The following is a 22845-nucleotide window of genomic DNA, read 5'->3' as shown; positions in this document are numbered from 1 at the left end:
GTAGCAGCCCGCCGCCCGGTAGCGCATCCGACCGGGCCGGGCACGGCAAAGGCCCCCGGGAATGATGGTGGGCCGCCGGTCGTTGAACACGGTCCCGCCGCACGACCTCTCCGGGTCGCAGCGGGCCACGGTCACCAAGCCCCCGAGACCCCCGGGCATGTCGCCAGGAATGATGGCGGGTCGCCGACCGTTGAACACCGTCCCGGCGTGGTGAAGCCCCCCGCCTCACCCCGGGACCCCGGCCCCGCGAACACCCCCGGTTCGCGCAGGCGCCGACCGACCACAAACTTTCCCCCCTTCCTGTGAAGCGCCCGAGCGTGGCGCTGACCTGCACACCCCCCCCGGGTGTGGGTCATCACCCCCGAAGGAGCTTTGACATGAACACGATCATGCGTAAGAGCGTTCTCGGTATCGCTGGTCTCGCGTTCGCCGGTGGCGTCATCGGCGGCCCCGTCGCCGCCCACGCCGCCACCCCGGCGGTGGATGCCAAGCCGGTCGCTGTCGTGCAGGCTGACAAGCCGGCCGTGGACAAGGGCAAGCTGATGCCCAACGGCACCCACGGCACCCAGTCCCGCATCAACCTCGACGACGAGCAGACCGCCAATGTGAAGGCGATCATCGCCGCCACGAAGAAGTCGGACATGAACGAGCGGGCCGCGGTCATCTCCATCGCCACCAGCCTGCAGGAGTCGAAGCTGCACAACCTGGGTCACCTCGGTGACGCCAACGACCACGACTCGCTGGGCCTGTTCCAGCAGCGCCCCACCTCCGGCTGGGGCACCCCGGAACAGATCACCGACCCGCAGTACTCCACCACCGCGTTCCTCAAGGGCCTCAAGCAGGTCGACGGCTGGCAGGACATGCCGCTGACCGACGCCGCCCAGACCGTCCAGGTCTCCGCCTACCCCGACGCCTACGCCCAGTGGGAGCAGCAGGCCGCCGACCTCGTCGCCCAGTACTGGAACAGCTGACAACCACAGAGCATCACCTGACCGCTGGCCGGCACCCCACACGGGCGCCGGCCAGCGGCGTATCCAGCCGCGGCGCCGAGGCAGGACCGGGAGCGGAACGGCGCGTATCGGGATGCAGAGCAAGACCGACCGCAGAGCAAGACCAGGCGCAGAGCAAGACCGCCTCAAACGCTGCGCGACGCGGACCGGCGCGTATCAGGGTGCAGAGCAAGGCGAACCAGACCACCCCGGGCTGGCCGCAAGCAAGCGGCGAAAGCCCCCAAGCGACGAACGCCCGCAAGCGGCGAGCGCCGACGCGCGGCCCGGGGTCGCAGCGCTGAACACCGGACGCCGAGCACCACCCCGGGGAGGCGTCAGCGCTGGCTGCGGGCCAGCCAACGCCGGGCCAGGACGACCGCGCTTCCCCAGATGCCGCGCCGGAAGAGCAGTACGACGAGGACGAAGATGCCGCCGGTGACCAGGCCGATCGCCTCGAAGCCGGAAAAGGAGAGCCAGTCCTCCAGCCGTACGACGAGGGCCGCGCCGAGCACCGCACCCCAGAGCGTGCCGATCCCGCCGAACACCACGACGATGACGGCTTTGCCGGAGGTCGTCCAGTGCAGCACGTCGAGGGAGACGAAGCGGTGCCCGACGGCGAAGAGTCCGCCGCCGAGTCCGGCGATGAAGCCGGAGAGGACGAACGCGGTGAGCTTGTACCGGTGTACGGGGTATCCGAGCGCCCGGGCGCGGGCCGGGTTGTCCCGGATGCCGACGAGCACCCGGCCGAAGGGCGAGTGCACGATCCGCCAGGCGGCGGCGAGGCCGAGCAGCACGATCGGCAGGATCGCGTAGTAGAAGTAGTAGTCGTCGGTCAGGTCCAGCCCGAAGAGGGATCGGGGCACGCCTTGCAGGCCGTTCTCGCCCTGGGTCACCGACCGCCACTCGTTGGCCACGTAGTAGACCATCTGCGCGAACGCCAGGGTGACCATGGCGAAGTAGATGCCGGTCCGCTTCACCGCGAGGTAGCCGATGGGCACGGCGAGCAGCGCCGCGGCGAGCGCCCCGGCCAGTACGGCGACCGGGAACGGCAGCCCGGCGTGGATGGCGACGAGTCCGGTGACGTACGCGGAGGCGCCCCAGAAGGCGGCGTGCCCGAAGGACATCAGCCCGGTGAAGCCGAGCAGCAGGTCCACGGCGACGGCGAAGAGCGCCCAGCAGAGGATGTCCACCGCCACGGCCGGGTAGAGCCCGTTCGGCAGCCACAGCGCGGCGACCAGTCCGACGGCGAGCAGCGCGTACCGGACCCAGCGGGGAGCGCGGGCCGCGGCCACCAGGCCGGACGGTGGCGTGGGTCGGCCGGCCTGTGCGGCGGGGGTGTCGACGGTGCTGGTCATGCCGGTGCCTCCTCACGGCCGAAGAGCCCGGCCGGGCGCCAGAGCAGCACGACGGCCATCACGACGAAGACGATCGTCTGGGAGACGATCGGGAAGCTGGAGAGGTACGCCTCGCCCCACGCCTGGACGAGGCCGATGCCGAAGCCGGCGGCGACGGAGCCGAAGATGGAGCCGAGCCCACCGATCACCACCACGGCGAAGACCACGATGATCAGGTCGGCGCCCATCAGCGGGTTGACGGCCCGCATCGGCGCGGCGAGCACCCCGGCGAGCCCGGCGAGCGCGATGCCGAAGCCGAAGACGGGGGTGACCCAGCGTCCGACGTTGATGCCGAACGCCGGGGTGAGTTCGGGCCGCTCGGTGGCCGCGCGGACGACCATGCCGACCCGGGTCCGGGTCAGTGCCCACCACACGGCGACGCAGACCAGCACGGCGAAGCCGAGGATGAAGACCCGGTAGGTCGGGAAGTCGAAGAGCCCGAAGTCGACCGAGCCGCTGAGTGCCGACGGGGTGGCGTACGGGCTGGACTGCACGCCGTACCGGGATTTGACCAGGTCCTGGAGGATCAGCGTCAGACCGAAGGTGAGCAGGAAGTTGTAGAGCGGATCGAGCCGGGTGAGCCGGTGGATGACCGCCCGTTCCAGCGCCATGCCGAGCAGGCCGAGCCCGAGCGGCATGATGACCAGCGCCGCCCAGAACGGCACGCCCGCCTCGCTGAGCAGCACGTACGCGCCGAAGGCGCCGAGCATGTAGAACGCGCCGTGGGCGAAGTTCACCACCCGCAGCATGCCGAAGATGACGGCGAGCCCGAGGGCGAGCAGGGCGTAGAACGCCCCGCTCACCAACCCGTTGAACGTGTTCTGCAGGAAGCCGGTCACAGCTTGCAGTCCGGCGAGGGGGCGGCGAACGCCTCCGCCGCCGGGATGGTCTCGAGCACCTTGACGTAGTCCCACGGCTCGGTGACCTCGGCCTGCGGCTTGACCTGCGCCAGGTACGCGTCGTGGATGACCCGGTGGTCCTCGGCGCGGATCTTGCCGTTGCGCAGGAAGACGTCGTTGACCTCCTTGCCCTCCAGCCCCTTGACCACGGTGTCCGCGTCGTCGGTGCCGGCGGCCTGCACGGCCTCCAGGTACTGCATGGCCGCCGAGTAGTTGGCGGCGTGGGCGAAGGAGGGCCGGGTGCCCGTCTCCTTCTGGAACCGGTCGGCGAATTCGCGGTTGGTCTGGTCGAAGTTCCAGTACCAGGCATCGGTGTAGGTGGTGCCGGCGAGCGCGGCCGGGGTGAGCGAGTGGATGTCGGTGATGAACATCAGGCCGACGGCGAGGCCGACGCCCTTGTCTCGCAGTTTGAACTCGTTGTACTGCTTCACCACGTTGACCAGCTCGGCGCCGGCCTGCATGGTGCCGAGCACCTGCGGCTTCGGGTTCAGGCCCGGCGCCTTGAGCAGGTACGTCGAGTAGTCGCCGCTGGTGTTCGGGAAGGGCGCGCCGTCCTTGCCGACGACCTGCCCGCCGGCGGCGGTGATGGCGGCGGAGAAGCTCTTCTCCATGTCCTGCCCGAAGGCGTAGTTCGGGTAGAGGATGTACCAGTTCTTGCCCACCTGCTCCGTGGTCACCCGGCCGGTGCCGTTGGCGAGCATGTACGTGTCGTACGCGTAGTGGAACGTGTACTTGTTGCAGCTCTTGCCGGTCAGCTCGGTGGTGGCGGCGCCGATGTTGAAGTAGAGCTTCTTCTTCTCCTTGGCCACGTCGGCGACCTTCAGCGCGGCCGAGGAGGTGGGCACGTCGAGGATGAGGTCGACGCCCTTGCGGTCGTACATCTCGGCGGCCTTGCTGTTGGCGACGTCCGGCTTGTTCTGGTGGTCGGCGGTCTCCACGGTGATGTCCTCGGTGACCGCCTGGTCGCCGTGCTTGGCTTTGAAGTCGGCGATGGCCATCTCCACGGCCTTCACCGAGTTCCGCCCGGACAGCTCGGAGTACGCGCCGGACTGGTCGTTCAGCACCCCCAGCACGATCTTGTCGCCGGTCAGCTTCTGGTCGCCGCCCGACTGGGGGCCGCCGCCACCGCAGCCGGTGATCAGCAGCACGGTGGCCGACGCCGCGGCCACACCCACGGTCCTACGCATGCCATTCCCTCCATCCGCGCCGGAACGCGGTCAGCAGTCGACGTCAGATCCCGAGGTACGACAGCAGTTCGCGCTCCCGCGAACGCACCTCGGAGTTCTCCATCGCCTCCACGACGCGCCCCTCGGCCAGCAGGTAGTGCCGGTCGGCGACGCCGGTGGCGAAGTGCAGGTTCTGCTCGACCAGCAGCACGGTGACCCCGTGCCGCTTGGCCTCGTGTAGCAGGTCGCCGACCTGCCGCACCAGCAGTGGGGAGAGCCCCTCGGTCGGTTCGTCGCAGAGCAGCAGCCGGGCGCCCATGCGCAGCACCCGGGCCAGGGCGAGCATCTGCTGCTCACCGCCGGAGAGGGTGGTGGCGGCCGAGTCCCGCCGCTGGTGCAGGGCGGGGAACGCCTCGTACACCCGCTCCAGCGGCCACGGGTCGGGGCCGACGGTGGGCGGCAGCGTGAGGTTCTCCGCGACGCTGAGCGTGGCGTAGCTGCCCCGGTCGTCCGGCACCCAGCCGAGCCCGAGCCGGGCCCGCCGGTACGCCGGCAGCCGACCGATGTCGCGTCCGTCCAGCTCGACAGTGCCCCGCTGCCCGGGGTGCAGCCCCATGACGCAGCGCAGCAGGGTGGACTTGCCGGCGCCGTTGCGACCCACCAGGGTCACCACCTCACCGGCGGCGACGTCGAGGCTGATGTCCCGCAGCACCTGCGCCTCGCCGTACCAGGCGCTGAGGTTGTCAATGCGCAGCATCGGTGGCTCCCAGGTAGGCGGTGATGACCCGCTCGTCGGCGCGGACCTCGTCGTACGGGCCCTCGACGAGGACTTTTCCGGCCTGGAGCACGGTGACGGTGTCGGCGAGGCGGCCGACCACGCTCATGTTGTGCTCGACCATCACCACGGTGCGGCCCGGGCGCACCCGGGCGATCAGTTCGACGGTGCGGTCGACGTCCTCCAGCCCCATGCCGGCGGTGGGCTCGTCGAGCAGCAGCACCTTCGGGTCCAGGGCGAGCGCGATGGCCAGTTCGAGGGCCCGTTTGCGCCCGTAGGCGAGGGCCTCGGCGGGGGCGTGGGTGAGGTCGGCGAGCCCGACCATGTCGAGCAGTTCGGCGGCGCGGTCGTGGTAGCGGGCCATCAGCTTCGCCGACCGCCAGAACCGCCAGCCGAGCCCGCTGGGCGACTGCAACGCCAGCTCGACGTGCTCTCCGGCGGTGAGTTGGGGGAAGAGGCTGGTGATCTGGAACGAGCGGGCGACACCGAGGCGGGCCACCTGCTCCGGGGGCAGCCCGGTGACGTCCCGGCCGGCCAGTTCGATGCGCCCGGCGGTGGGGCGCAGGAAGCCGGTGAGCAGGTTGAACAGGGTCGTCTTGCCGGCGCCGTTGGGGCCGACGAGCGCGTGGACGGTCTCCGGCGCGATGTCGAGGTCGACGCCGTCGACCGCCCGGAAGCCCCGGAAGTCGCGGGTCAGCCCGCGAGCCGACAGGAGCGCTTGCCCGGCCATCGCCTTCTCCTCCGACGTCTCCGGCGACGGTCGGATGGGTGACAGTCGTCACATGGCCGTCGCGTTCAGGAAACGTACGGCGGCGCACATGAGTCGAGCCATGTCGATCCCCCACACATTCCCGGGCATCGAACCGGCTCCATCCGCCACATCCAGTGCGCGGCACCGGCTGTCCGACGGCCCGTCCGGGTGACTCACCCACATCGATGCCTCGCCGCATGTGCGGGACCCACCCGGTTCGGGGTGCGCCCCGGCCCGGCCCACCACCGGCGCCCGGAGAGTGGGGACGCCGGGTCTGCGCGTCGGAGGGCGTACCGGCGGTCAGTCCAGCAGCGCCGCCAGGGCCAGGTCGACGTCCTCGTCGGTCGAGTAGAGGTGGAACGAGGCGCGGATCCGACCTGCTCGCACCGCCGCGCGGACGTCGGCCCGGGCCAGCCGCTCCTGCGCGTCCGGCACCTCGACGGTCACGATGGCGCTCTCCCCCGGTGCCTGGCCGAGCCCGGTGAGCAGCCGGTTGGCGAGCGCCACGTCGTGCGCCCGGATCGCCGGCAGGCCGATGTCGAGGAGCAGCTCCAGCGCGGGCGCGAGACCGACCCAGCTGAACCAGGCCGGGGAGATGTCGAACCGGCGGGCGTCGTCGGCCAGCCGCAGCGGCGGCCCGTAGTAGGAGGCGTGCGGGTCGTCGCCCGCGTACCAGCCGGCCGCGTCGGGTCGCAGCCGCTCGCGCAGCGCCGGGGCCAGGTAGGCCAGCGCCGCCCCGCGCGGCCCCGTCAGCCACTTGTAGGCCGCGGCCACCACCACGTCGGCCCGGGTGCCGTCGAAGGGCAGCCAGCCGGCGGCCTGGGTGGCGTCCACCACGACCTGCGCGCCGTACGCCCTGGCCGCGGCCACGATCTCGTCGTACGCGGCGATCGTGCCGTCGGCGGACTGCACGAGGCTGAACGCGACCAGGTCGGTGTCGGCATCGATCGCGTCGACCAGCCCGGCGAGGGGCACCGTGCGCACCTGAACACCGCGCTCGGCCTGCACCAGCCAGGGGAAGAGGTTGGAGGTGAACTCCACGTCGGGCACCACCACGGTGGCCCCGGCGGGCAGCGCCGCCGCCACGGGCGCGAGCAGCTGGGAGGCGCTGGCGCCGATGGCCACGTCCCGGGCGGGCACGCCGCCGATCAGCCGGGCGAAGGCGGCCCGGGACCTGTCGACGGACTCGCCCCACCCCTCCCAGGAGGTGCGCCCCACCCGCCAGTCGGCGAGCGCGTCCTGCAGGGCGGTCCACGCCGGCTCGGGCGGCAGCCCGTAGCTGGCGGTGTTCAGCCAACCGGGCTCCGGCTGCCACAGCTTCTGCGCGGTGTCGAGTTCCATGTGGCCGACGCTAGCCGCGCGGGCCGGCGTGGTGGATGGCCAAAGCGCGGCCGGCGGCCTGCTCCCGGGCGGGTGGCCGGTCAGGCTCGCGCGGCGGCGCTGATCGCGGCGGCGACCCCGTCGAGGATCAGGTCGAGTCCGACGTCGAAGTCGGCCTGGTCGGGGTCGTCGGCGGGCGGCTGTTCGAAGAGCCCGGAGGTGAAGAGCGCGGCGACCTCGGGGAAGCGCTCGGCGTCGACGAGGCCCGCCAGCGCCCGGCCGTACTCCTGCTCGACCTGGGGCTGGTCGAGGCCGCTGTCCCGCCGCCCCTCGGCCATGTCCACCCGCAGTTGGGAGGAGTTGCGCACGTAGCCGGAGAGCAGGGTCAGGATGCCTACCTTCGCGCCCCAGTCGAGGGCGGTGTCGCGGAGGGCGGTCAGGCAGGCGTCCATCCAGCTGATCGCGTTCGGGCCGCTGGGCGGGCCGCTGATCGGCAGATGGGGCAGCCAGGCGTGTCGGGCGTGCACGGCCCGGAGGGCGTACGCCCAGGCGTGCAGGGCGGCCCGCCAGCCGCCGGGGCCGGTCGGGAGCTGCGGTGCGGGGCCGGTGGCCGCGTCGCCCATCAGCACGAGCAGCTCCTCCTTGGAGCCGACGTACCGGTAGAGGGACATCGAGGTGACCCCCAGCTCCTTGGCGATCTTGCCGAGGGTGACGCCCGGAAGCCCGTCGCGGTCGGCGAGCGCCACGGCGGCCTGGACGACCTGGTCGACGTCGAGGGCGGCCGGTCGGCCGAGGCGGGACTCCGCCGGCAGTCGCCACAGCCGGGCCAGCCCCACCGGAATCTCGTCGCCCATGACCGGCAGCCACCTCCATTCGGGTCCGAGCCGAGCCCCCATTCTCGCTCAGCGCCGGGGCGGGGCCGCGCCCCGACGCGACTTTGTTTACACCATATAGTTTAGGTCGTATGGTTAGTGCTTCCAACCGGAAGAGGGGGAGACGATGACTCTCGACGTGCAGGCGCGCACCGGGGAACGGGCGGCGCCACCGGTCTCGGGCGGGAGACGGATCCTCGCGCCGGACCTGGCTCGCGGCGCCATGCTGCTGCTCATCGCGCTGGCCAACGCCACGGGGGTGTTCCTGGCCTCGACCCCGGGGGTGGACCCGACGCCGCACGGCCCCGAGCGGGTCTGGAACGTCTTCCTCTTCCTCTTCGTGCACGCCCGCGCGCTACCGCTCTTCGCCCTGATGTTCGGCTACGGCCTCGTCCAGTTCGCCCGCCACCAGGACGAGGCCGGACGCCCACCGGGGAAGGTGCGCGCGCTGCTGCTGCGCCGCAACGCCTGGCTCTTCGCCTTCGGCCTGGCGCACGGCGTGCTGCTCTACTCCGGTGACGTGCTCGGCGCGTACGGCCTCATCGGGATCGCGTTCACCGTGCTCCTGCTCCGGCGCGGCGACCGGGTCCACCGCCTCGCGCCCGGGTACCTGATCCTCGCCGCCCTCTACGTCCTCGGCCTCGCCGCGCTGGTGCTGCACGGCCTGGCGGCGGGGTCCGGCGGCGGGGCCGGCGTGCCGACCAGCGACTTCCCGTCGGTGACGGAGCCCAGCTACGGCGCGTCGCTCGCGGCCCGGGTGGGCGAGTGGCCGGCGACCGTGCTCAGCATGCTCCCGATGATCCTGTTCATCTGGATCGGCGCCTGGGCGGCCCGCCGCCGGCTGCTCGACGAGCCGGCGAAGCACCGCCGCCTGCTGCGCCGGGGCGCCACCGTCGGGCTCACCGTGGCCGTCCTGGGCGGCCTGCCGATGGGCCTGCTCGCCGGTGGCTTCCTGCACGCCGACGCCGACACCGCCGGGTACGCCAAGATGCTCTACGAGACGGCCGGCTTCTTCGGCGGCATCGGCTACGGCTGCCTCTTCGGCCTGCTCGCGCTGCGGGTGTCGAGCTGGTCGGCGGCCTCCCGGCGGCAGCTGCCCGTCACCGCGCTCGCCGCGCTGGGCCGGCGCTCACTCAGCGGCTACCTGGTGCAGTCCGTCGCCTGGCTGGTGCTGGCCTCCCCGTACGCCCTCGCGCTCGGGGACCGGCTCGGCAGCCCCACCTTCGTCGCGGCCGGCAGCGCGCTGCTGGTCTGGCTGGGCACGCTGGTCGGCGCGTACCTGATGCACCGCCGGGCCCGGCGCGGACCGGCGGAGATCCTGCTCCGCCGCCTCGCCTACGGCCGGCGAGGCTGACCCGGCCGCCCCGCCCCCGGCAACCCGCGTCGATCATGAGGTTTGCGGCGCCGACGGTGATCGACTTCGCCGCAAACCTCATGATCGACGTCAGCGGGGGCCGGGGCGGTCAGCTCACGTTCGCCGGGCCGAGGACGCTCTTCAGGTCGGCCATCAGGGCGGTGGTGGCCGCCACCCGGAACGGACCGAGCCGCAGGGTCGTGGTCTTGCTGCCGTTGAGGAGCTTGACGTGCACCTCGGCGTCGCCGGGGTGCAGCACCAGCGTCTCCTTGAGCCGCTCGACCAGGGGCGGGGTGCACCGGGTCACCGGGATGGTGAGGGTGACGGGCTTGTTCGCCGCGCTGGTGCTGACGTCCGGCATCGACATGTCCATCGCCATGATGCGCGGCGTGTCGTCGCGGCGGTCCACCCGCCCCTTCACCACCACGATCGCGTCCTCGGCGATGTACTGGCCGATCACCTCGTAGGTGTTCGGGAAGAAGAGCGTCTCCACGCCACCCGCGAGGTCCTCGAGGGTGGCCGAGGCCCACGCCCGCCCCTGCTTGGTGACCCGGCGCTGCACGCCGGAGAGGATCCCGGCGAGGGTGACGACCGCCCCGTCCGGCACCGCGCCCTCCTCGGCGAGGGCGGTGATGGTGGTGTCCGCCGCCGCGTTGAGGATGTGCTCCAGGCCGAAGAGGGGGTGGTCGGAGACGTAGAGGCCGAGCATCTCCCGTTCGAAGGCGAGCTTGTCGCGCTTGTCCCACTCGCTCTCGCCGATCACCGGCATGACGTTGACGCTGGTGGTGGTCTCCACGTCGCCGAAGCCCGCGCCGAACAGGTCGTACTGGCCGGTGGCCTCCTTGCGCTTGACGTCGGCGTACGCGTCGATGGCGTCCGCGTGCACCTGGAGCAGCCCCTTGCGGCTGTGCCCGAGCGAGTCGAAGGCACCGGCCTTGATCAGCGATTCGATGGTCTTCTTGTTGCAGGCGACCGCGTCCACCTTCGAGAGGAAGTCGTAGAAGTCGGCGTAGGCGCTCTTCTCGTCGCGGCACCGCATGATCGAGGCGACCACGTTCGCGCCGACGTTGCGCACCGCGGCCAGCCCGAAGCGGATGTCCTTGCCGACCGGGGTGAACGGGCCCGCGGAGGTGTTCACGTCCGGGGGCAGCACCTGGATCCGCATCCGCCGGCACTCGGAGAGGTAGAGCGCCATCTTGTCCTTGTCGTCGCCGACGCTGGTCAGCAGCCCCGCCATGTACTCGGCCGGGTAGTGCGCCTTGAGGTACGCGGTCCAGTAGGAGACCAGCCCGTACGCGGCGGAGTGCGCCTTGTTGAAGGCGTAGCCGGCGAACGGGACGAGCACGTCCCACACCGCCTGGATCGCCTCGTCGGAGTAGCCGCGCTCGCGGCAGCCGTCGCGGAACGGCACGAACTCCTTGTCGAGGATCTCCTTCTTCTTCTTGCCCATCGCCCGGCGCAGCAGGTCGGCCTGGCCGAGGGTGTAGCCGGCGAGGATCTGCGCGGCGCGCTGCACCTGCTCCTGGTAGACGATCAGGCCGTAGGTGGGGGCGAGGATCTCCCGCAGCGGCTCCTCCAGCTCCGGATGGATCGGGGTGATCTCCTGGAGGCCGTTCTTGCGCAGCGCGTAGTTGGTGTGCGAGTCGACGCCCATCGGGCCGGGCCGGTAGAGCGCCAGAACGGCGGAGATGTCCTCGAAGTTGTCCGGCTTCATCAGCCGCAGCAGCGAGCGCATCGGCCCGCCGTCGAGCTGGAACACGCCCAGCGTGTCGCCCCGAGCCAGCAGCTCGTAGGCGGCCTTGTCGTCCAGCGGCAGGGCCAGCAGGTCCAGCTCCTTGCCGTGGTTGAGCTCGATGTTCTTGACCGCGTCGTCGATGATCGTCAGGTTGCGCAGGCCGAGGAAGTCCATCTTCAACAGCCCGAGCGACTCGCACGTCGGGTAGTCGAACTGGGTGATGATGACCCCGTCGGAGTCCCGGCGCATCAGCGGGATGTGATCGATGATCGGCTCGGCGGACATGATGACGCCGGCGGCGTGCACGCCGGTCTGCCGGATCAGCCCCTCGATGCCCTTCGCGGTGTCGATGACCTTCTTGACGTCCGGGTCGGACTCGTAGAGGCCGCGGATCTCACCGGCCTCGGCGTACCGGGGGTGCTTCGGGTCGAAGATGCCGGTGAGCGGGATGTCCTTGCCCATCACCGCCGGGGGCATCGCCTTGGTGATCCGGTCGCCGACCGCGTACGGGAAGCCGAGCACCCGGGCCGAGTCCTTGATCGCGGCCTTCGCCTTGATCGTGCCGAAGGTGGCGATCTGCGCGACCTTGTCCTCGCCCCACTTGTCGGTGACGTACTTGATCACCTCACCGCGCCGGCGCTCGTCGAAGTCGATGTCGACGTCCGGCATCGAGACGCGCTCGGGGTTGAGGAACCGCTCGAAGATCAGCCCGTGCGGGATCGGGTCCAGGTCGGTGATGCCGAGCGCGTACGCCACCAGCGAGCCGGCGGCCGAGCCACGGCCGGGGCCGACCGCGATGCCCTGGCTCTTCGCCCACTGAATGAAGTCCGCGACCACGAGGAAGTACGACGGGAAGCCCATCTGGTTGATGACGCCCAGCTCGTACTCGGCCTGCTTGAGGTGCCCCTCCGGAATTCCGTTCGGGTAGCGGCGGTGCAGGCCGGCGAAGGTCTCCTTGCGGAACCAGGACTCCTCGGTCTCCCCCTCCGGGACCGGGAAGCGGGGCATCAGGTTGTGGAACTCGAACATGCCCGCCGGGTCGACCTTCTCGGCCACCAGCAGGGTGTTGCGGCAGCCCTCAAGCCAGAGCTCCGAGGTGTTGACCCCGCGCATCTCGTCGGCGGACTTGATGTAGTAGCCGCCGCCCTCGAGGCGGAACCGGTTGGGGTCGGCGATGTTGCTGGCGGTCTGCACGCAGAGCAGCACGTCGTGCGCCTCGGCCTGCGACTCGGTGGTGTAGTGCGAGTCGTTGGTGATCACCGGCGGGATGTCGAGCTTCCGGCCGACCTCGATCAGCCCGTCGCGGACCCGCTTCTCGATGTCCAGGCCGTGGTCCATCAGCTCCAGGAAGTAGTTCTCCTTGCCGAAGATGTCCTGGTATGCGCCGGCGACCTTGAGCGCCTCGTCGAACTGCCCGAGCCGCAGCCGGGTCTGCACGGCGCCGGAGGGGCAGCCGGTGGTGGCCATGATCCCCTGGGCGTACTCGGCGATCAGCTCCATGTCCATCCGGGGCCACTTGACGTAGTGGCCCTCCATGGAGGCGCGCGAGTTGAGCTTGAAGAGGTTGTGCAGCCCGGTCTTGTTCTGCGCCCACATGGTCATGTGGGTGATCGCGCCGTTACCGGAGACGTCGTCGCTCTTCTGCTCCGGGCGACCCCACTTGACCCGCTGCTTGTGGAAGCGTGACTCCGGCGCGACGTACGCCTCGACGCCGAGGATCGGCTTGACCCCGGCGGCCATCGCCTGCTTGTAGAAGTCGTTGGCGCCGTGCATGTTGCCGTGGTCGGTCATCGCCACCGCCGGCATCTCCTGCCGGCTGACCTCGGCGAACAGGTCCTTGAGTCGGGCCGCTCCGTCGAGCATCGAGTACTCGGTGTGTACGTGCAGATGCGCGAACGAATCGCCCATGCGAGGCGCCCCCCAGGTGTGGATCTTGGCGGTCGGAGCCGACCGGGAACCACCCTACCGAGGTCAACTCCGAGGCTCCACCGTCCGCGCCGGGGCCCGTGGCCGGTGTCTCCTTTCCCTGCCCGCCGCAGCCGCACGCCTATCGCGTGTGCGACCGGTTGCAGTGGGTAATGGTCGCCGGCGCGCCGGGCCTCGACGCAGGAACCAGCCTGCGTACTTCACGGTGATCGCCGAGATGCAGCTCAGTGCGCGGCCGAACGGAGATGAGCGTGCAACCGACATGGCTCGTGATGCTCTCGTGGGCAGCGCTCTCCGTGGGATTCGCCAGCACCGCGGCTATCGTCGTCGACCACCTTGTTCTCCGATATCGTCAGCCGTCCAGGGTAATGGAGATAGTCTGGCCGACCACCGCGCTCTACTTCGGCCCGGCAGCCGTGCTGACCTACCACAAATGGGGTAGACCCCAATCTCGCCGGTGGCTGGAGCGGTACGGCAACCCGCCCAAGAGGTCGCGACACGCCGCCGGAGTGATCGAGACGTTTCACTGTGCGACACACTGCACCCTGGGCGCCATCATTGCGACGGTTACCGTCTTCAGCCTTGACCTCGAGATATTCGGTAGTGCCCGGTGGCCCGAATTCGTCGGGGACTATCTGGGCGCAGTGGCGATCGGAATCGCATTCCGATACGCCACCGAGGCTCGCACGGGTGGCCGACGAGCGCGGGCCGCGATGCGGAAGTTCTTCGCCGGCGATCTGCTGAGCGTGTCCTTCTTCGAGTTCGCGCTCCTAGCCTGGCTGGTGCTGGCGGAACATTTTGTTTTCCACGAGACCCTTCGGCCCAGCAGTCCGGTGTTCTGGCTCATGGTCCAGATCGGGCTGCTCATCGGCCTCCTGGTCGCCTGGCCGCCTACCTTGTGGCTGATCCGCCGCGGCGTCAAACCCGACGTGCTTGGCACGCCTGCATAGGTAGCCGCGCCGGGCTCGCGGCGTCGATGCTCGGGCCGGTCCCGCCGAAGCCGCGCGCCGCCACCACAAGCCCACCAGGCCGCACAACATCGCCCGGGGCACACCGTTGTCAGTCACACGACACTGCATGACTAGACATTAGTGTGTGGCACACAGTATCGTGTGATGCATGGCCAGCGACGAAGTGCTACGGACCCATCTCCAGGAGCTACGCCGGGGAACGGTCGTGGTGGCGAGCCTGATCGCATTGCGCCACCCCGACTACGGCTACTCACTGCTGCAACGGCTCACCGGGCACGGCTTCCCGGTGGACGCGAACACCCTCTACCCGCTGCTGCGCCGCCTCGAGGAACAGGGGCTGCTGACCAGCGAGTGGAACACCGAGGAAAGCCGGCCGCGCAAGTTCTACCGCACCAGCGACGAGGGCGAGTCGGTGCTCCACCGGCTCCTCGACGACCTCGCCGCCGTACAGACCTCTCTCACCGGGCTGATCGAAGGAGTAGAACGATGACCTCCCTGACCGACCGCTACCTCGCCGCCACCCTGCGGACCGTGCCGGCCGCGCGGCGCGAGGAGATCGCGACCGAGCTGCGCGGCTCGATCGAGGACATGATCGACGGCCGCCGCGCCGACGGGCGGGACGCCGAGGCCGCCGAGCGTGAGGTCCTCACCGAGCTGGGCAACCCCGCGAAGCTCGCGGCCCGCTACGCCGACCGGCGGCTCCAGCTCATCGGCCCGACCTACTACCTGGCCTGGGAGCGGCTGATGAAGCTGCTGCTCAGCTTCGTCCCGGCGGTGGTCGCGCTCGCCGTCGGCCTGGCGGAGGGGACCGACGGCAACGGCGGTGACGCGATCGGCAAGGCGGTCGTCGCCGCGATCCAGACCACTGTCAACATCGGCTTCTGGGTCACCCTGGTCTTCGCGGTGCTGGAGCGCACCAACGCCAAGCTCGACCTGCCGGAGTGGACCGTCGACCAGCTGCCCGAGGACCACACGCACCGGCAGATCGGCCTGGTCGACCTGGCCGCCTCGGTCGGCTGGCTGGTGCTGGTCATCGCCTACCTGCCGATCCAGCACTTCCGCTCGTTCGTGCCCGACAACGACGGCGGCAACCTGCCGATCCTCGACCCGGCGCTCTGGAGCTTCTGGCTGCCGTTCCTGATGGTGGTGCTGGTCGCCAGCGTCGGCCTGGAGTTCGCCAAGTACCGCGCCGGCCGCTGGACGTGGCCGCTGGTCGGGGTGAACGCGGCTCTGAACGTCGCGTTCTCGGCCCCGCTGATCTGGCTGATCTCGACCGACCGGCTGTTCAACCCGGACTTCGTCAACCGGTGGGAGTGGCTCTCCCAGCCGGAGAACCTGAACAACGTCGCCACGCTCGTCGTCGTCGGCACGGTGCTGATCGCCGGCTGGGACATCATCGACAGCTCGATCAAGGCGTACCGCAACCGGCACTGACGCGCTCCGGCGCGACGCGGCCCGGCACTCACGGGGGTGCCGGGCCGCAGCGCGTCCAACGCTAGTCGGGGGCGTGCAGGGCTCCAGTGGTGGCCGCGGCGAGGAAACCGGTCCAGGCCGCGGGGCCGAAGGCCAGCACCGGCCCACCCCGGTCCTTGCTGTCGCGTACGGCCACCACGTCGGCCAGGTTCGTCGCCACCTCGACACAGGTGGACCCGCCGTTGCTGCTGCGGGTCGACTTTCGCCAAACGGCGCCGCTCAGGTCCACGACCGCGCCACCTCCCGTATCAGTTCGCGAGACGCGCGACGGGGCAACGTCTCGCCTCGCACCCGCTCCCACGCCCGTTGAAGGCTGTTGACGTCATCAGGTCGATCAGTCACATGCGCACGTAACTGGTTATCAAGATGGGCCACCTCCGCGCCATCTGTCGTGCGCGCCAGGATGAACGGCCCGGCGAGCCCAGGATGCATGCCCGCGTCGGCAGGCACCACATGAATATCGATCTGAGGAAGTTCGCTCATCTCCACCAGATGGTTGAACTGCTGCGCCATCACGGCCGGTTCACCGATGCGCCGCCGCAGCACCGCCTCGTCGACGACGAAGACGACCTCCGGCGGGGACTCCCGGGTCAGCACCGCCTGGCGGGACAGCCGGGAGGTCACCCGCTGCTCCACCTCGGCCGCACGCAGCATGCCGCCGCCGGTCAGCACCGCGCGGGCGTACGCCTCGGTCTGCAGCAGGCCGGGGATCAGCGACGGCTCGAACCAGCGGATCAGCGTCGCCTCCGCCTCGACGGCGATCCACTCGCGAAGCCACGGCGGCGCGGCGTCGGCACGGACGAGGGTGAGCAGCCGTTCGAAGAAGCCCCGGGACTCCAGGGCCGCGTCGACGCGGGCCACGAAGTCCTGCGACGGCGTCCGGTGGCCGATCTCCACCATGCCGATCAGCGACGACGAGTAGTTGACCCGCTGGGCGAGCTCCTCCTGGCTCAACCCCCGATCCCGGCGGGCGCGGCGCAGCTCGCCGCCGAGGAACTCCAGCGTGGACAGTCGCTCGTCGCCCATCACACCTCCACCACAGCCCGGCCACCGGTCACCACCGGACGCCACCGGCGGCCGCCTCGACGCCCACCACCGGCCGGTGACCTGTCGACGCCTTCCGACCGTAGTCGGCCGGGCAGCAGAGTGTGAACAGGCACGGCGTGGAGGAGGGCGACATGGGCGGTGACGTGGTCCGTACCCCGGGAGGAGCGGTGAGCGCCGCGCGCCGGCACGTCGCCGCGCGGCCGGCGTGGCGGTGCCGGGTGTGCGCGGCCCCGTGGCCGTGCCAGCCGGCGAAGCTGGCCCTACGCGTCGAGTACGCGCACGATCCGGTGGCGCTCTCCGTCTACCTGTGCGTGCTGCTGCACGACGCCGCCGCCGACTGGCTGCGCCTCAACCCCCGCCCGCCGGACCCGGCGGAGCTCTTCGCCCGGTTCATCGCCTGGACGCGACCGTGCGGGGCGCAGGTCGAGCGCGGCCGGGTGGAGGTGCTGCTCGCGCGGGTGGCCGCCGTGACCCGCACACCGGTGGCTCAGCCACGCCGGGGCGTCCGCCCCGGAGAAACACCCGGGCGACGAAGACCGATGGGATGACATCCTTGGCCAGGTGAGCACCCCCACACCCGGCGACGGCTGGCGCCGCCCCGGCCCCACCCCGCACCAGCAGCGGCTCGACCTGTACGCCGGACTGGCCCTGACCGTGCTGGCGCTGTTCAACCTCACCCTCACCCGCAGCACCGGGTCGTTCCTGCTGGGGCCACCGCCCTCGGTGCCGGAACAGATCTTCTGGACGGTGGCGGTGCCGCTGCCGCTGATCTGGCGGCGGCGGCACCCGGCCGTCACCATCGTCGTCGTCTCGGCCATGTTCATCGCCGCCCAGGCGCGCTCCGCCCCGGAGGCGCAGCTCTCCTCGTGGGCGCTCTTCGCCGCGATCTACTCCCTCGGCGCGTGGGGGCCGGACCGGCGGCTGTCCCGGCGGCTGCGGATCGGGGTGATCGTGACCATGTTCGCCTGGCTCGGCGTCTACTACGCGGTCACCGTCGGCAGCATCCCGCCCGACGCGTTCGCCCAGGCGGTCGGGCCGGTGCCACCGGTGCTCGCCGCCCTGGTGAGCGGGGTGCTGGTCAACGGGCTCTACTTCGGCTTCGCGTACTTCTTCGGGGAGACGTCGTGGCTGGCCGCGTATCGGCAGCACGAGCTGGCGGAGCAGGCCGAGGAGCTGCGCCGCACGCAGGCCGAGGCGCGCGGGCAGGCCGTCGTCGGGGAGCGGGTACGCATCGCCCGTGAGTTGCACGACGTGGTCGCCCACCACGTGTCGGTGATGGGCGTGCAGGCCTCGGCGGCCCGCCGGGTCTTCGACCGGGACGCGACCAAGGCCCGCACCGCGCTGACCGCGATCGAGGAGACGGCCCGAACGGCCGTGGACGAGCTGCGCCGGATGCTCGGTGTGCTGCGCGCGAGCGAAGGCCCGCCGGAGCACGTCGAGGCGCCGGCCGGCGTCGACCGGGTCGAGGAGGTGGTGGAGCGGGCCCGCGACGCCGGGCTGCGGGCGACGTTCGCGGTCTACGGGGAGGCGACGCCGCTGCCGGAGTCGGTGTCGCAGGCGGTCTACCGGGTCGTCCAGGAGGCGGTGACCAACGTGCTCAAACACGCCACCGGCGCCGGGGTGCTCGACGTGCGGCTGCGCTACCTGGCCATGGAGGTGGAGGTCGACGTGACCGACGACGGGCGGCCCACCCGAGCCCCCAATCCGGACGGGCTGGGCCTGATCGGCATGCGCGAGCGGGTCGCCACGCACGGCGGAGTGCTGGAGGCCGGGGAACGGGTCGGCGGTGGCTGGCGCATCCGCGCCCGCTTCCCGCTCGCGGTCGCCGTGGCGGAGCCGGTATGAGCGCCGTGAACGGAGTCACCGGCGCGGACCGGCCGATCCGGGTGCTGCTCGCCGACGACCAGCACCTCGTGCGTACCGGCTTCCGTGTCATCCTCGAGGTGGAGGATGACATCGAGGTCGTCGGTGAGGCCGCCGACGGCGAGCGCGCGGTGGGCATGACCCGGGCGCTGCACCCCGACGTGGTGCTCATGGACGTGGAGATGCCCGGAATGGACGGGTTGGAGGCGACCCGGCGGATCACCGCCCCGGACGCCCCGGATGGGCCGGCGGTGCTGATCCTCACCACCTTCGACCGGGACGACTACCTCTTCGCCGCGCTGAGTGCCGGGGCGAGCGGGTTCCTGCTCAAGAACGGCACCCCGGAGTCGCTGATCGAGGCGATCCGGGTGGTGGCCCGCGGCGACGGGCTGCTCGCGCCGGAGCTGACCCGAAAGGTGATCGCCACCTTCGCCCGGCCCGGTGCGGCGGCCGGTGGGACGTCGAGGGCCGGCAGCGCTGCGGCATTGGAGGACTTGACGCCGCGTGAGCAGCAGGTGCTGGTGCTGATCGCCCGCGGTGCCAGCAACGCGGAGATCGCCGTCGACCTGAGCCTCGGCGAAGCCACGGTAAAGACGCACGTGAGCCGGGTGCTCGCGAAGCTCGGCCTGCGCGACCGGGTGCAGGCGGTGGTCTTCGCGTACGAGCACGGGGTGGTTCGCCCCGGCGGCTGACCGCCGTCCGCCGCCAGACGGACGCCGGGTCTCCGTCCGCCGACTGACGGCGGGCGGCGCCCGGCGATCTAGCGTGTTGACCGTGACCAGTGTGCTTCGCCTCGACGGCGTCGACCGTAGCTTCGGCGACCGGCAGGCACTCAAGAACGTGTCCTTCGATGTGGTGGCCGGTCGGATGACCGGCTTCGTCGGCGGTAACGGCGCCGGCAAGACCACCACCATGCGGATCATCCTCGGGGTGCTCGCCGCCGACGCCGGTCGGGTGACGTGGCGGGGGGCGCCGCTGACCCCGGAGGTCCGGCGGCACTTCGGCTACATGCCGGAGGAGCGCGGCCTGTACCCCAAGATGAGCGTCCGCGAGCAGGTGGTCTACCTGGGTCGCCTGCACGGCATGACCGCCGCGGCCGCCGAGCGCGCCACTGAGGCGCTGCTGGAGCGGGTGGGGCTCGCCGAGCGCGGCGGTGACCTGCTGGAGACGCTCTCGCTCGGCAACCAGCAGCGCGCGCAGATCGCCGCCGCGCTGGTGCACGATCCCGAGGTGCTCGTGCTCGACGAGCCGTTCTCCGGCCTCGACCCGCTGGCCGTGGACACGGTCGTCGGCGTGCTGCGGGAACGGGCCGCGGCCGGTACGCCGGTGCTCTTCTCCAGTCACCAGCTCGACGTGGTCGAGCGGCTCTGCGACGACCTCGTGATCATCGCGGACGGGGTGATCCGGGCGGCGGGCGACCGGGAGCAGCTGCGCAAGACGTACACCTCGCCCCGCTTCGAGCTGGTGGTGGAGACCGACGCCGGCTGGCTGCGGGACCAGCCCGGCGTGACCCTGGTCGACCTGGACGGCGCCCGCGCCGTCTTCGACCTGGCCGTCGGCACCGACGAGCAGCCGGTGCTGCACGCGGCGCTGGCACGCGGCCCGGTACGCGCGTTCCGGCCGGTCACCCCGTCCCTCACCGAGATCTTCCGAGAGGTCGCCCAGTGAACACCGCGCAGGCCACCCGCCTGGTCGCCGCCCGGGAGATCCGGGTCAAGCTGCGCGACAAGACCTTCCTGTTCAGCACCCTGTTCTTCCTGCTGATCGCCGCCGCGGCGACCATCCTGCCGCCGCTGCTCTCCGGCGGACCGTCCACGGTGGCGGTCACCGAGCAGTCGGCCGGCCCGCTGCGGGCGGCCGGGCTGGAGGTGCGGACGGTGCCCGACGACCGCGCCGCCGAGCAGGCGGTCCGCGACGACGAGGTGGACGCGGCCGTCGTCTCCGGCCCGGCCGTGCTCGCCATGGACGAGGCCCCCGACGACGTGGTGGCCGCGCTCAGCAGCCAACCGCAGGTGCGGCTGCTTGACCCGGACGCGCTGGATCCGGTGGCCGCCTTCCTGGTGCCGTTCTTCTTCGCGTTCATCTTCTACGTCACGTCGCAGGTCTTCGGCGTGCAGATCGCGCAGAGCATCATCGAGGAGAAGCAGACCCGGATCGTGGAGATCCTGGCCGCCGCGGTGCCGGTCCGGGCGTTGCTGGCCGGCAAGATGGTCGCCGGCACGCTGCTGGCCCTCGGGCAGATCGTGCTGGTGGCCCTCGTCGCGGTCGCCGGCATGGCCTTCGGGGACGGCGGTGGCCTGCTCCCCCTGCTGGGTCCGGCGATCGGCTGGTTCGTGCCGTTCTTCATCGTGGGCTTCGTGCTGGTGGCGGCCATGTGGGCGGCGGCCGGGGCACTGGTCAACCGGCTGGAGGACATCGGCGGGGTCTCCACGCCGGTGCAGCTCGCGGTGATGCTGCCCTTCTTCGCGGTGATCTTCCTGAAGGACAACGCGACGGCCATGCAGGTGCTGTCCTACGTGCCGTTCTCCGCGCCGACGGCGATGCCGCTGCGACTGTTCAACGGGGACGCCGCCATCTGGGAACCGGTGGCGGCGCTGGTCCTGCTGCTGCTCACGGCCTTCGCGTTCCTGCTCGCCGGGGCCCGCGTGTACCAGGGGGCGCTGCTGCGCACCAACGGCCGCACCTCGATCCGGACGGCCTGGCGGTCCCGCGAGAGCGTGAGCTGACCGGGTCGACCGGCTTCGGGTGGCCGAGGTGGTGGCGTTCGGGCCACCACCTCGGCCACCCGGCGGTTCAGCAGGGAACGGTGTGCCAACCGTCGGGCAGCCGGGGCACCAGCCAGGACGGGTCGGGCGTCCACGCCGCCCAGCTCTCGTCCCACCAGCGTTGCCCGGCGTCCAGCAGCGCGGCGATCCGGTCGCCCTCGGCACGGATTGCCTCGGCCATCCCCGGGTAGCGCCCCTCGACGAGGCGCTGCGCGAACAGCTCCACGTCCTTCCAGACGTACCGCTCGGCGTCCGCGCCCCACCACAGATCCAGCTCGTGGTCGAGGGTGTCCACCCCGATCGGCGTACGCCGCAACGGGTCCTGGAGGTTGAAGTACCAACCGGTGAAGGCACGCTCCGGCCCCGACCAGAAGAGGTCCACCGAGTGCGCCTCGCCGGGGCGGTGCAGCATCAGCTTGCCGTGCCCGCTCCAGGTCTTGTGGCCGGCGAGCTGCCACGGGTGCCGGCCGGCCGGGAAGACGCCCGACTCCGGGAACCCGAACGCGGCGCCCGAGGGCAGGTAGAGGGCGAGCAGCTCCGGTGAATCCTCGACGCAGATAGTCGGGACGGCGAACCAGACCTCGCCGAGAAGCACCTCGCGCCGGACGACCACGTCGCCCGGCGCGAATCGCTGCGTGGTCACGGCCGGCTCAGCCCACCGCCTCCATGACCTCGTCGCTGACGTCGAAGTTCGCGTAGACGTTCTGCACGTCGTCGCAGTCCTCCAGAACGTCGATCAGCTTGAAGATCTTGCGAGCGCCCTCCTCGTCGAGCGGGACGTTGACGCTCGGGATCAGCGACGACTCGGCCGACTCGTACTCGATGCCGGCGTCCTGCAGCGAGGAGCGAACCGCGAGCAGGTCGGTCGGCTCGGAGACCACCTCGAACGCCTCACCGAGGTCGTTGACCTCCTCCGCGCCCGCGTCGAGGACGGCCATCATCACGTCGTCCTCGCTGGTCCCCGCCTTCGGGACGATCACGACGCCCTTGCGGGAGAACATGTACGAGACCGAGCCGGCGTCGGCCAGCGAACCGCCGTTGCGGGTCAGCGCGGTGCGCACCTCGGTCGCCGCGCGGTTGCGGTTGTCGGTCAGGCACTCGATCAGCATCGCCACGCCGTTCGGGCCGTACCCCTCATACATGATCGTCTGCCAGTCGGCGCCGCCGGCCTCCAGGCCGGAGCCGCGCTTGACCGCACGGTCGATGTTGTCGTTGGGGACCGAGTTCTTCTTCGCCTTCTGGATGGCGTCGTAGAGGGTCGGGTTGCCGGCCGGGTCACCGCCGCCGGTCCGGGCCGCCACCTCGACGTTCTTGATCAGCTTGGCGAACATCTTGCCGCGCTTGGCGTCGATGACGGCCTTCTTGTGCTTGGTGGTCGCCCACTTTGAGTGGCCGGACATCTGCTACCTCCGTGTGTCGTTCCACGCCTGCGTCGACTGCCACGCCGATCAAGTGCCGCATCCGGTGATCCGGCGGCCGTCGGCTCCCGCGGGAAACGCCACGCGGGCGGATGGCCCTGCCGGACCGCGGCAATCCTACCGAGCC

21 protein-coding genes and 1 pseudogene are annotated in these 22845 nt (G+C 71.0%); 10 read left to right on the top strand and 12 right to left on the bottom strand.

The features are described 5' to 3' along the window. Positions 1-377 precede the first annotated feature (377 nt). Complete coding sequence (locus D7147_RS24020; RefSeq protein WP_120681441.1) at positions 378-971, top strand: hypothetical protein; 594 nt, start codon at positions 378-380, stop codon at positions 969-971. A 353-nt stretch (positions 972-1324) separates the two neighbouring features. On the opposite strand, the gene D7147_RS24015 is transcribed toward D7147_RS24020, so the two are convergent. The 7 genes from D7147_RS24015 to D7147_RS23985 form a co-directional block, all read right to left on the bottom strand. Beyond that, positions 1325-2344 (bottom strand): branched-chain amino acid ABC transporter permease, encoded by a 1020-nt coding sequence (locus D7147_RS24015; RefSeq protein ID WP_120681439.1) that lies wholly within the window; start codon positions 2342-2344, stop codon positions 1325-1327. Further along, positions 2341-3222: a branched-chain amino acid ABC transporter permease gene (locus tag D7147_RS24010; protein ID WP_120681437.1), complete on the bottom strand. Its 882-nt coding sequence runs from the start codon at positions 3220-3222 to the stop codon at positions 2341-2343. The genes D7147_RS24015 and D7147_RS24010 overlap by 4 nt, the downstream gene beginning before the upstream one ends. Continuing rightward, a complete protein-coding gene (locus D7147_RS24005; RefSeq protein ID WP_120681435.1) occupies positions 3219-4469 on the bottom strand; it encodes an ABC transporter substrate-binding protein in 1251 nt (416 codons plus the stop codon). Before D7147_RS24005 ends, D7147_RS24010 begins: the two co-directional genes overlap by 4 nt. Before the next feature lie 43 nt (positions 4470-4512). Next, positions 4513-5205, bottom strand: coding sequence for an ABC transporter ATP-binding protein (locus D7147_RS24000; RefSeq protein WP_120681433.1), 693 nt, complete (start codon positions 5203-5205; stop codon positions 4513-4515). Next, complete coding sequence (locus D7147_RS23995; RefSeq protein WP_120681431.1) at positions 5192-5953, bottom strand: ABC transporter ATP-binding protein; 762 nt, start codon at positions 5951-5953, stop codon at positions 5192-5194. Before D7147_RS23995 ends, D7147_RS24000 begins: the two co-directional genes overlap by 14 nt. A gap of 321 nt (positions 5954-6274) precedes the next feature. After that, positions 6275-7315 carry an aminotransferase class V-fold PLP-dependent enzyme gene (locus D7147_RS23990; protein WP_120681429.1) on the bottom strand — a complete coding sequence of 347 codons (1041 nt, stop codon included), beginning with the start codon at positions 7313-7315 and terminating at the stop codon, positions 6275-6277. Between the two features lie 80 nt (positions 7316-7395). After that, positions 7396-8148, bottom strand: coding sequence for a TetR/AcrR family transcriptional regulator (locus D7147_RS23985; RefSeq protein WP_233563376.1), 753 nt, complete (start codon positions 8146-8148; stop codon positions 7396-7398). A gap of 145 nt (positions 8149-8293) precedes the next feature. Between D7147_RS23985 and D7147_RS23980 the strand changes: the two genes are divergently transcribed. Next, positions 8294-9520: a DUF418 domain-containing protein gene (locus D7147_RS23980; RefSeq protein WP_120681427.1), complete on the top strand. Its 1227-nt coding sequence runs from the start codon at positions 8294-8296 to the stop codon at positions 9518-9520. Positions 9521-9629: 109 nt separating this feature from the next. Here the strand turns inward: D7147_RS23980 and dnaE are convergent, their stop codons facing one another. Further along, a complete protein-coding gene (dnaE, locus tag D7147_RS23975) occupies positions 9630-13163 on the bottom strand; it encodes a DNA polymerase III subunit alpha (RefSeq protein ID WP_120681425.1) in 3534 nt (1177 codons plus the stop codon). A gap of 263 nt (positions 13164-13426) precedes the next feature. Here dnaE and D7147_RS23970 point away from each other — a divergent pair, with 263 nt between their 5' ends. The 3 genes from D7147_RS23970 to D7147_RS23960 all read left to right on the top strand — a co-directional run bounded on the left by D7147_RS23970 (position 13427) and on the right by D7147_RS23960 (position 15586). Continuing rightward, entirely contained in the window at positions 13427-14131 is a 705-nt protein-coding gene (locus tag D7147_RS23970; protein WP_120681423.1) for a DUF4396 domain-containing protein, read from the top strand. A 169-nt stretch (positions 14132-14300) separates the two neighbouring features. Continuing rightward, complete coding sequence (locus D7147_RS23965; RefSeq protein ID WP_120681421.1) at positions 14301-14642, top strand: PadR family transcriptional regulator; 342 nt, start codon at positions 14301-14303, stop codon at positions 14640-14642. Further along, positions 14639-15586 (top strand): permease prefix domain 1-containing protein, encoded by a 948-nt coding sequence (locus D7147_RS23960; RefSeq protein WP_120681419.1) that lies wholly within the window; start codon positions 14639-14641, stop codon positions 15584-15586. Before D7147_RS23965 ends, D7147_RS23960 begins: the two co-directional genes overlap by 4 nt. 61 nt (positions 15587-15647) lie before the next feature. Here D7147_RS23960 and D7147_RS23955 read toward each other — a convergent pair whose 3' ends face one another. Then, on the bottom strand, positions 15648-15854 hold the full coding sequence (locus D7147_RS23955) for a DUF397 domain-containing protein (protein ID WP_120681417.1): 207 nt from the start codon (positions 15852-15854) through the stop codon (positions 15648-15650). After that, the gene (locus tag D7147_RS23950; protein WP_120681415.1) at positions 15845-16651 is read right to left on the bottom strand and encodes a helix-turn-helix domain-containing protein; all 807 of its coding nucleotides are present in this window, start codon (positions 16649-16651) and stop codon (positions 15845-15847) included. The genes D7147_RS23955 and D7147_RS23950 overlap by 10 nt, the downstream gene beginning before the upstream one ends. Before the next feature lie 152 nt (positions 16652-16803). Here D7147_RS23950 and D7147_RS23945 point away from each other — a divergent pair. The 5 genes and pseudogenes from D7147_RS23945 to D7147_RS23925 all read left to right on the top strand — a co-directional run. Further along, positions 16804-17076, top strand: a pseudogene (locus D7147_RS23945) (hypothetical protein); the annotation flags it as partial. A 157-nt stretch (positions 17077-17233) separates the two neighbouring features. Next, complete coding sequence (locus tag D7147_RS23940; RefSeq protein ID WP_120681413.1) at positions 17234-18517, top strand: sensor histidine kinase; 1284 nt, start codon at positions 17234-17236, stop codon at positions 18515-18517. Beyond that, positions 18514-19227, top strand: a complete 714-nt coding sequence (locus tag D7147_RS23935; protein WP_120681411.1) for a response regulator — start codon at positions 18514-18516, stop codon at positions 19225-19227. Before D7147_RS23940 ends, D7147_RS23935 begins: the two co-directional genes overlap by 4 nt. A gap of 82 nt (positions 19228-19309) precedes the next feature. Next, the gene (locus D7147_RS23930; protein ID WP_120681629.1) at positions 19310-20203 is read left to right on the top strand and encodes an ABC transporter ATP-binding protein; all 894 of its coding nucleotides are present in this window, start codon (positions 19310-19312) and stop codon (positions 20201-20203) included. Continuing rightward, entirely contained in the window at positions 20200-21261 is a 1062-nt protein-coding gene (locus tag D7147_RS23925; RefSeq protein WP_120681409.1) for an ABC transporter permease, read from the top strand. Before D7147_RS23930 ends, D7147_RS23925 begins: the two co-directional genes overlap by 4 nt. A gap of 67 nt (positions 21262-21328) precedes the next feature. On the opposite strand, the gene D7147_RS23920 is transcribed toward D7147_RS23925, so the two are convergent. Both D7147_RS23920 and D7147_RS23915 read right to left on the bottom strand, forming a co-directional pair. After that, on the bottom strand, positions 21329-21943 hold the full coding sequence (locus D7147_RS23920) for a DUF402 domain-containing protein (RefSeq protein WP_233563374.1): 615 nt from the start codon (positions 21941-21943) through the stop codon (positions 21329-21331). A gap of 7 nt (positions 21944-21950) precedes the next feature. Beyond that, positions 21951-22700, bottom strand: a complete 750-nt coding sequence (locus D7147_RS23915) for a YebC/PmpR family DNA-binding transcriptional regulator (RefSeq protein WP_120681407.1) — start codon at positions 22698-22700, stop codon at positions 21951-21953. Between the last annotated feature and the right edge of the window lie 145 nt (positions 22701-22845).

The organism is Micromonospora musae, assembly GCF_003626545.1.
GTDB classification, from domain to species: domain Bacteria; phylum Actinomycetota; class Actinomycetes; order Mycobacteriales; family Micromonosporaceae; genus Micromonospora; species Micromonospora musae.
The sequence above is the reverse complement of the archived record's forward strand: the minus strand, read 5'-3'. Positions and strand labels throughout refer to the sequence as shown.

Excerpts from the sequence above, each read along its gene's own strand:
- D7147_RS23935 (WP_120681411.1), top strand. The coding sequence starts at position 18,514 with ATGAGCGCCGTGAACGGAGTCACCGGCGCGGACCGGCCGATCCGGGTG.
- D7147_RS24020 (WP_120681441.1), top strand. The coding sequence starts at position 378 with ATGAACACGATCATGCGTAAGAGCGTTCTCGGTATCGCTGGTCTCGCG.
- D7147_RS23915 (WP_120681407.1), bottom strand. The coding sequence starts at position 22,700 with ATGTCCGGCCACTCAAAGTGGGCGACCACCAAGCACAAGAAGGCCGTC.
- D7147_RS23960 (WP_120681419.1), top strand. The coding sequence starts at position 14,639 with ATGACCTCCCTGACCGACCGCTACCTCGCCGCCACCCTGCGGACCGTG.
- D7147_RS23995 (WP_120681431.1), bottom strand. The coding sequence starts at position 5,953 with ATGGCCGGGCAAGCGCTCCTGTCGGCTCGCGGGCTGACCCGCGACTTC.
- D7147_RS24015 (WP_120681439.1), bottom strand. The coding sequence starts at position 2,344 with ATGACCAGCACCGTCGACACCCCCGCCGCACAGGCCGGCCGACCCACG.
- D7147_RS23985 (WP_233563376.1), bottom strand. The coding sequence starts at position 8,148 with ATGGGCGACGAGATTCCGGTGGGGCTGGCCCGGCTGTGGCGACTGCCG.
- D7147_RS23990 (WP_120681429.1), bottom strand. The coding sequence starts at position 7,315 with ATGGAACTCGACACCGCGCAGAAGCTGTGGCAGCCGGAGCCCGGTTGG.
- D7147_RS24005 (WP_120681435.1), bottom strand. The coding sequence starts at position 4,469 with ATGCGTAGGACCGTGGGTGTGGCCGCGGCGTCGGCCACCGTGCTGCTG.
- D7147_RS23950 (WP_120681415.1), bottom strand. The coding sequence starts at position 16,651 with ATGGGCGACGAGCGACTGTCCACGCTGGAGTTCCTCGGCGGCGAGCTG.
- D7147_RS23980 (WP_120681427.1), top strand. The coding sequence starts at position 8,294 with ATGACTCTCGACGTGCAGGCGCGCACCGGGGAACGGGCGGCGCCACCG.
- D7147_RS23965 (WP_120681421.1), top strand. The coding sequence starts at position 14,301 with ATGGCCAGCGACGAAGTGCTACGGACCCATCTCCAGGAGCTACGCCGG.
- D7147_RS23970 (WP_120681423.1), top strand. The coding sequence starts at position 13,427 with ATGAGCGTGCAACCGACATGGCTCGTGATGCTCTCGTGGGCAGCGCTC.
- dnaE (WP_120681425.1), bottom strand. The coding sequence starts at position 13,163 with ATGGGCGATTCGTTCGCGCATCTGCACGTACACACCGAGTACTCGATG.
- D7147_RS24000 (WP_120681433.1), bottom strand. The coding sequence starts at position 5,205 with ATGCTGCGCATTGACAACCTCAGCGCCTGGTACGGCGAGGCGCAGGTG.